Origin of the sequence: Paenibacillus shenyangensis (assembly GCF_000346635.1) — a bacterium.
Taxonomy (GTDB): domain Bacteria; phylum Bacillota; class Bacilli; order Paenibacillales; family Paenibacillaceae; genus Saccharibacillus; species Saccharibacillus dauci.
Genome location: NZ_AOIG01000036.1, coordinates 39,309 through 45,588, shown reverse-complemented (window position 1 = coordinate 45,588; position 6,280 = coordinate 39,309). Strand labels below are relative to the sequence as shown.

Annotated in this window: 4 protein-coding genes; all 4 read right to left on the bottom strand. The window is 45.8% G+C overall.

The features are described 5' to 3' along the window. Window positions 1-557: 557 nt before the first annotated feature. Window positions 558-2,258: a glycosyl hydrolase gene (locus tag H065_RS0123945; RefSeq protein WP_017815640.1), complete on the bottom strand. Its 1,701-nt coding sequence runs from the start codon at window positions 2,256-2,258 to the stop codon at window positions 558-560. A 280-nt stretch (window positions 2,259-2,538) separates the two neighbouring features. Then, entirely contained in the window at window positions 2,539-4,227 is a 1,689-nt protein-coding gene (locus tag H065_RS0123940; protein WP_017815639.1) for an ABC transporter substrate-binding protein, read from the bottom strand. A gap of 72 nt (window positions 4,228-4,299) precedes the next feature. Beyond that, on the bottom strand, window positions 4,300-5,238 hold the full coding sequence (locus H065_RS0123935; protein WP_017815638.1) for a carbohydrate ABC transporter permease: 939 nt from the start codon (window positions 5,236-5,238) through the stop codon (window positions 4,300-4,302). 10 nt (window positions 5,239-5,248) lie between these two features. Then, window positions 5,249-6,214, bottom strand: coding sequence for an ABC transporter permease (locus tag H065_RS0123930; RefSeq protein WP_017815637.1), 966 nt, complete (start codon window positions 6,212-6,214; stop codon window positions 5,249-5,251). Window positions 6,215-6,280: the final 66 nt, after the last annotated feature.

Sequence of the window (6,280 nt, the reverse complement as noted above, 5' to 3'; positions counted from 1 at the left end):
TAAAGTGTTTGACTTGCTCATTCCTTGCTGACGTTCGATTACTCGAACATTTTAATTCAAATCCCATTTGTTCAGTTTTCAAGGAACTTACTTTTCTTAACAACTCTTAGAGTATATCATTTTCAGAAAAGCGTGTCAACCTCTAAATTTTCTTATTGATTTGTGATGTCTCAAGGCGACTTAAATAATATATCATATCTTTTTTAAGGAAGCAAGTGTTTTAGCATTTTTTATTTTGAGGCGGTTATATCATATAGACTGCTGCTTTATGAAACAGCTATTAGATCGCTTCCTTCTTCTGTGTAGGTCGCTTCTTTCTTCTATATAGTTCTCCTCTTCTTTCTTCTATTCATTCTTCTGTAATATAGAAGAACCCTCATAATCGTATTTGATTCTGTAATTCAATCCACATTGGGTATCTCTATCTGAATGAATTGACGCTAAATCGGTAAAAGCGCTGGCTATGCCATTCTGGCACGTTCTGGCGCTTTTACCGATTTGCTTATCCTCAACTTATCCAGGGAATCAGATTGGTCTATTTATACTGCTGTCGGTTCTCAGTTGTTCTTTTGATGAGGTGTAACAGCAATTGGTGCGGAACTTGCACTGCTTCCGGCTTTATTTACGGCCTGGATCGTATAATAGTAGGTTTGGTCATTGGTTAATCCCTTGTTGGTATAATGGGCGTCCTTGCGTTTTGAGGTGATTGCTTTGCAGGGACCCTTTACTGTATCCGCACGCAATAGGGTATAACTGTCGGCTCCGGTTACTGGATTCCAGCTGATCTTTACTTTTTCGCTGGATGGTTTGGCATCTATTCCACTTGGCGCTGCAGGAACAGCACCGTCTGTTGAAGGATAGTTTTTGATATCCGGCAGTTCATCCAGGGTTATGACATAAGGGTGATTGTAGACTTTCTTTAAATGTGCCAGCGAATTGGTCTTTTCATCATGAGTTCCCCATGTACTGAACCAGCTCCAGTCGGCATGATGGGATGCCAGTAGATCCGGATCGGGAATAGCGCCGTTCTCTGTCATTGCTATCAGCTTGCGATCTTTAATAAGTGAAAGCAGCTGATCGTATTTGCCGACCTGAACATTATAATCTCCTCCCGGAGGATAGGAATCGTAGCTTACGATATCGACAACATCATCGCCAGGATACCATTCTGGCGAAACCGAGTTCCAGACCCAGATCAGATTGTTCAATTGGTGTTCATTGGTTAACCGATCATACAGCAGACGGTACAGCTCTTTGGAAGGTTCCGGTCCTTTTGCTCCCCACCAGAACCAGCCTCCTTCGGCTTCATGCAGTGGACGGAAAAGGACGGGGACGTTGGCTTCTTGCAATTTCTTCAGCTGTACGGCGATTGTATCGATGTCTCTCAGCAGAAGGGTGTATTCTTCCGAGTCACGGTGGGACAACGCATACTGAACATCAAAGGTAGTAGAATCGGTATAGAATCCTCTCCACCACTCTTTGCCCGGTTGGTCAATCAAGTCCTTCGGGGCATTCCAGTGCCAGAGAAAAGTAACGATGCCTCCCTGACGATCCCAATCAATCGCTTTTTCCGTCTCGGTAGTGGCTGCGCCATACGCTATACGTGATGGCGAATAATCCATCAGGTCAAAACCGACGATAGCCGGCTTTTTGTCCAGATGGTTCTGCAGCCATTCCACATTGGAATAATCCTGCTGTCCGGACAGAATCTGATGGCCGTAACTGTCGACCAGATAACTCATCAGTGATCGGGCTGCCGGGGATGCATCAGGATTCACCAGCGATTTGGAAATGGGATGGGCAGGCTCCTTTGTTACCTTTTCAATAGCGAAATAGTCGATGTCATAATATCCCCAACCTTTGTCGAGCCGGATCGTGTTGGCGCCCTTTTTCAATATGGATTTGGTGACGGCAATTTCCTTAAAACCGTTGGTTGATGGAAAGTCTACAATTCCGGCTGAAGATCCGTTCACAAATATATTGGTCTGTTTGGCTCCTTTGGACGCGTTATATCGAATCTTAATTTGATACAGACCCGCCTTGGGAGGATTGACGGTTACGGTAATCGCATCTCCCTCCTCATCGAATCCGGTAACATAGCCGCTGCCGGAATAGCCTTTGGCCGACGTGGATATGCTTACTCCTTTTAATGCTCCTTTCTCTGCTTCGTAAATACGGGATTTTCCTTCTGCCGGAGATAATGCAATTGTGGAGCTGAGCATCACAGCAGCCAGCAGTACCATACCTGTTTTTTTCACTTTATTTCCCTCGCTCTCATTTTTTTGTTTTGGTTTTGATTTTTCAAGATATGCTGTAGTCGTGGAAATGTTCAGCGTTGTCGAGTTATTGCCTGCTTTACTGTTTTAATTTGGGTAAGTTTATTGAACGCATATTTGTAATCGCTTACAATACAGGGCTGTAATTGGCGGCTTGTTTATGTCATGGTTTGGACAAGCCGCCGTGTGCATCATCTTTTCTATTTTATTTGTATAATTACATATCTCCTGGAAAAGTCATCAACCTATACTTGGAAAAAGATCATTTGGTGGACCAGAGTTGAATTCGATCCTGGATATGCTGTGTATAGACTTTCTCCATTTCCTGCACACCGGCTTGGTCCAGCTCTGCCATGTATGCATCCCATACCCGGTCGAAATCTTCCGGCTTGGCCATAACGGCTTCGGGAATCCGTTTCCATGTAATATCCTTCATCTTGACACCCAAAATGACGGAAGGATCTTCATTAGGCAACGATATGGTGTAGGCTGCTCCATACGCTCTTGGCTGAAAGTCTTCTTCAGTCGGAAAAAGGTCTTTCCAATGCTCGGCTTTGTAAGCTTTTAATGTCTCTTTCTCTGCCTCGCTATAATTGGAGCTTAGCAGTTCCGGATAATTGCGGGTAAAGTAATTGCCGGTAGAGTCCTTGATGCCATCGCCATAATGAACCATCAGGTTCCAGTACAACGCGAGACCGGATTCTTTCTGGAAAGCTGCACCATCATTGTTGGCCCGCTCCTGTACTTCCGGTATAAGTGAGCGTTTGCCATTTTTGACTGTATAATGCTTGCCTTCTATTCCCCAGTTATTCAGGATCTGTCCTTCCTCTGATGCGAGAAAATCAAGGAACTTGATCGCACGTACCGGATCTTTGCATGTGCTGGAGATCGAGATACCGTATCCTCCGTCAAAGCCGGCGAGCCAGAAACTCGTATCTTTGTATTCCTTGCTCATGGTGACTGGATAATGACCATACGTCTGGTCGAACTTGCCTGCTGCTCTCAGGGCGTTCTGTCCGTCTCCATAATCCCACTCCGGATCAGCCAGACCGAGAATGCGTCCTGATGCGACTTTTGCCTTGAACTGATCGGTCTTCTGCACAAAGCTCTCCGGATCAAGCAGACCGATCGCGTTCATATGATTCAGCCAGCGGAAAAATTCCTTTTCCTCGGGGCGACGGAAATGATAGGTCGCCTGATGTGTATTTTGGTCGATATAATATTCGCCATCATCAGGTCCCCCAGTAGTCTGAAATCCAAGATTGGTCACCTGATACATATGCCAATCATCCGCGTTCAGGGACATACCGATATTCTTATTGCCATTCTCATCGGTCGGATGCTTGGTGATGTAGGACTGGATCGTCTTTTCAAAATCCTTGACGGTACGGATATCCGGGTATCCGGCTTCCTTGACGACACGGTGCTGAAGTTCAAAACCGGCGTCTGCCCTGATCTTCTTCTCCTCTACAGCGGACCAGGTTGGAATCGCATAGATGGATGGGTCCTCCAAGCTGTACTTGGTACGTACCAGCTTGTCTCCGAGCATTTTCTTGATATTCGGCGCATGCTCGTTAATTAAATCGGTCAGATCCAGCACGGCACCTGCGTCGACAAGTTTGCCCACATCCGCCTTGGCTGCGATCAGATCCGGGTAATTGCCGGTTGCTGCAATCAAAGACAGCTTTTGTACCGGATCTCCTACGGCGAACTCCGCATTTAGCGTAACTCCCGTTTTTTCCTTGATCACTTTGCCGACTTCATCGTTCATATTGTTCCAATTGGTACTGGAATCTTCAGAAAAATAAGTAAATGTAATGGGCTGTGTATCATCGCCGCTGGTCCCGGACGTATTCTCTCCCGGGGTATCTGTACTGCTGCAGCCTGCAAATGCTGTCACCATTGTTAATGATAGTAGCGCAGCTGCGATCGTTTTGTTGCCTGGCTTCATGAAGCTATCCCCCCATTTATAATAAATCATTGACCTGAAGCGAAATGGAACCTGAGTGGATTGGCAGCGGTTTTAACTTTTGACGGCTCCAAGTGTCATTCCTTTTACAAAGTATTTCTGCAGGAATGGGTATACGACAAGAATGGGTACTGTCACGATAATGGTGATCGCCATTTTGACGGACTCGGGTGATACCTGGGTCATCCGGTCAGCTATATTCGAAATATCCTGGGAATTGGTAGCGCTGGTCGTTGTACTCTGCAGAATCTTCATCAGTTCATACTGCAGCGTCGTTAGCGACTCATTGGAACCATTGAACAAATACGTATCAAACCAGGAGTTCCACTGTCCCACTGCCAGAAAAAGCGCTACGGTCGCCAGTGCCGGTTTGCAAAGCGGAAGGATAATACGCCAGTAAATCATAAAGTCGTTGGCTCCATCCAGTTTGGCAGATTCCTGCAGCGCATCAGGCAATCCGTCAATAAAAGAACGAATAACGAACACATTAAATGCACTGACCAGCCCCGGTAAAATGTAAACTGCAAAGGTATTAATAAAATGCAGATCTTTCATCAGAATAAACCCGGGAATCATTCCGCCGGATACATACATGGTGATCGCCAAAAAGATGGAGATCCATCTTCGGGCGCCAAAATCGCGGCGGGCCAGTGTAAAGGCCAGCATGGAACCGCTGATCAAGCCTGCTATCGTCCCGATCACTGTTCGCAAAACGGAGTTCTGAAATCCGGTAATCAAACCGCTGTACGTAAAGATCAAATCATAGTTTTTTAATGTGAATTCTCTTGGCCATATGGTGATCCCTCCTCTGACGGTATCGACCGAATCATTCAGGGAGATGGCCAGTACGTTCAAAAACGGATAAAGCGTCAGAATCGTTACGATAACCATCGACACATAAACAATCACTTCCAAAATCCGGTCCTGCGGTGATTTCATCTGCAGCTTGCTTTTGGTTCTACGGACCGGTGCAGTGCTGTTGACAGTTCCCATTTCGTCCTCCTTACATAATGCTTTCTTTGGTAAAACGCTTAAAAATGCCATTGGCGGCAAACAATAAAAGCAGACTAATCATCGAATTGAAAATATTGATCGCTGTCCCGAACGAATAGCGTCCCATGGCCAGTCCATGGTTAAGCGCATACAAATCAAGCACTTCGGAATAATCGATAACCATGTGATTGCCCAGCAGAAACTGCTTTTCAAAGCCGTTACCCAGCAGATGACCAATGGACATGATGAGAAGGACAATGATGGTTGGCCGGATGCCAGGCAGTGTAATATGCCACATCTGTCTTAATCGACTCGCTCCATCGACCCGTGCGGCTTCGTAAAGCTCCGGACCAATTCCTGAAATGGCAGCCAGATAGATGATCGCGTTCCAGCCTGTTTCTTTCCAGATATCTGCACTGGTGACGATATACCAGAACCAATGTCCCTGTGACATAAAAGAAATCGGCTGATCGACCAAGTTCAGGCTCATTAATATGCTGTTGACCACACCGCCATCCGTGGACAGCATTTTGGAGACGATCCCTGCAGCGACTACCCAGGAAACAAAGTGAGGCAGGTAAGAGACCGTCTGTACAAATCGTTTCATGACTCCCATACGGACTTCGTTAAGCATCAGGGCAAAAATGACCGGAACTACGAATCCTGCAATCAAGCCCATAAAACTCATGGCCAGTGTGTTGCGAAGGACCTGATAGAAATGATCATCCTGGAACAATGTGCGAAAGTGCTCCAGGCCTACCCACTTTTGTTCGAAAAAGCCTACCCCCGGTCTATATTTTTGGAAGGCCATGGTCCAGCCCCATAAAGGAAAATACTGAAAAACAAAAACCCAGAGCACAAATGGAATCGACATGTAATACAGATACTTTTGGTTGTTTAATGCTTTCCATCTGCTTTTTTTCGCTTGGGCAGTGTTTTTGTATACGCTTTCCTTCTTCGATAATATTCTGCTCATATTCCCCCTCCTTTCCTGATTTCCATCATAAATCAGAGAGAGAACATCGCCCATACAGCGGATTTC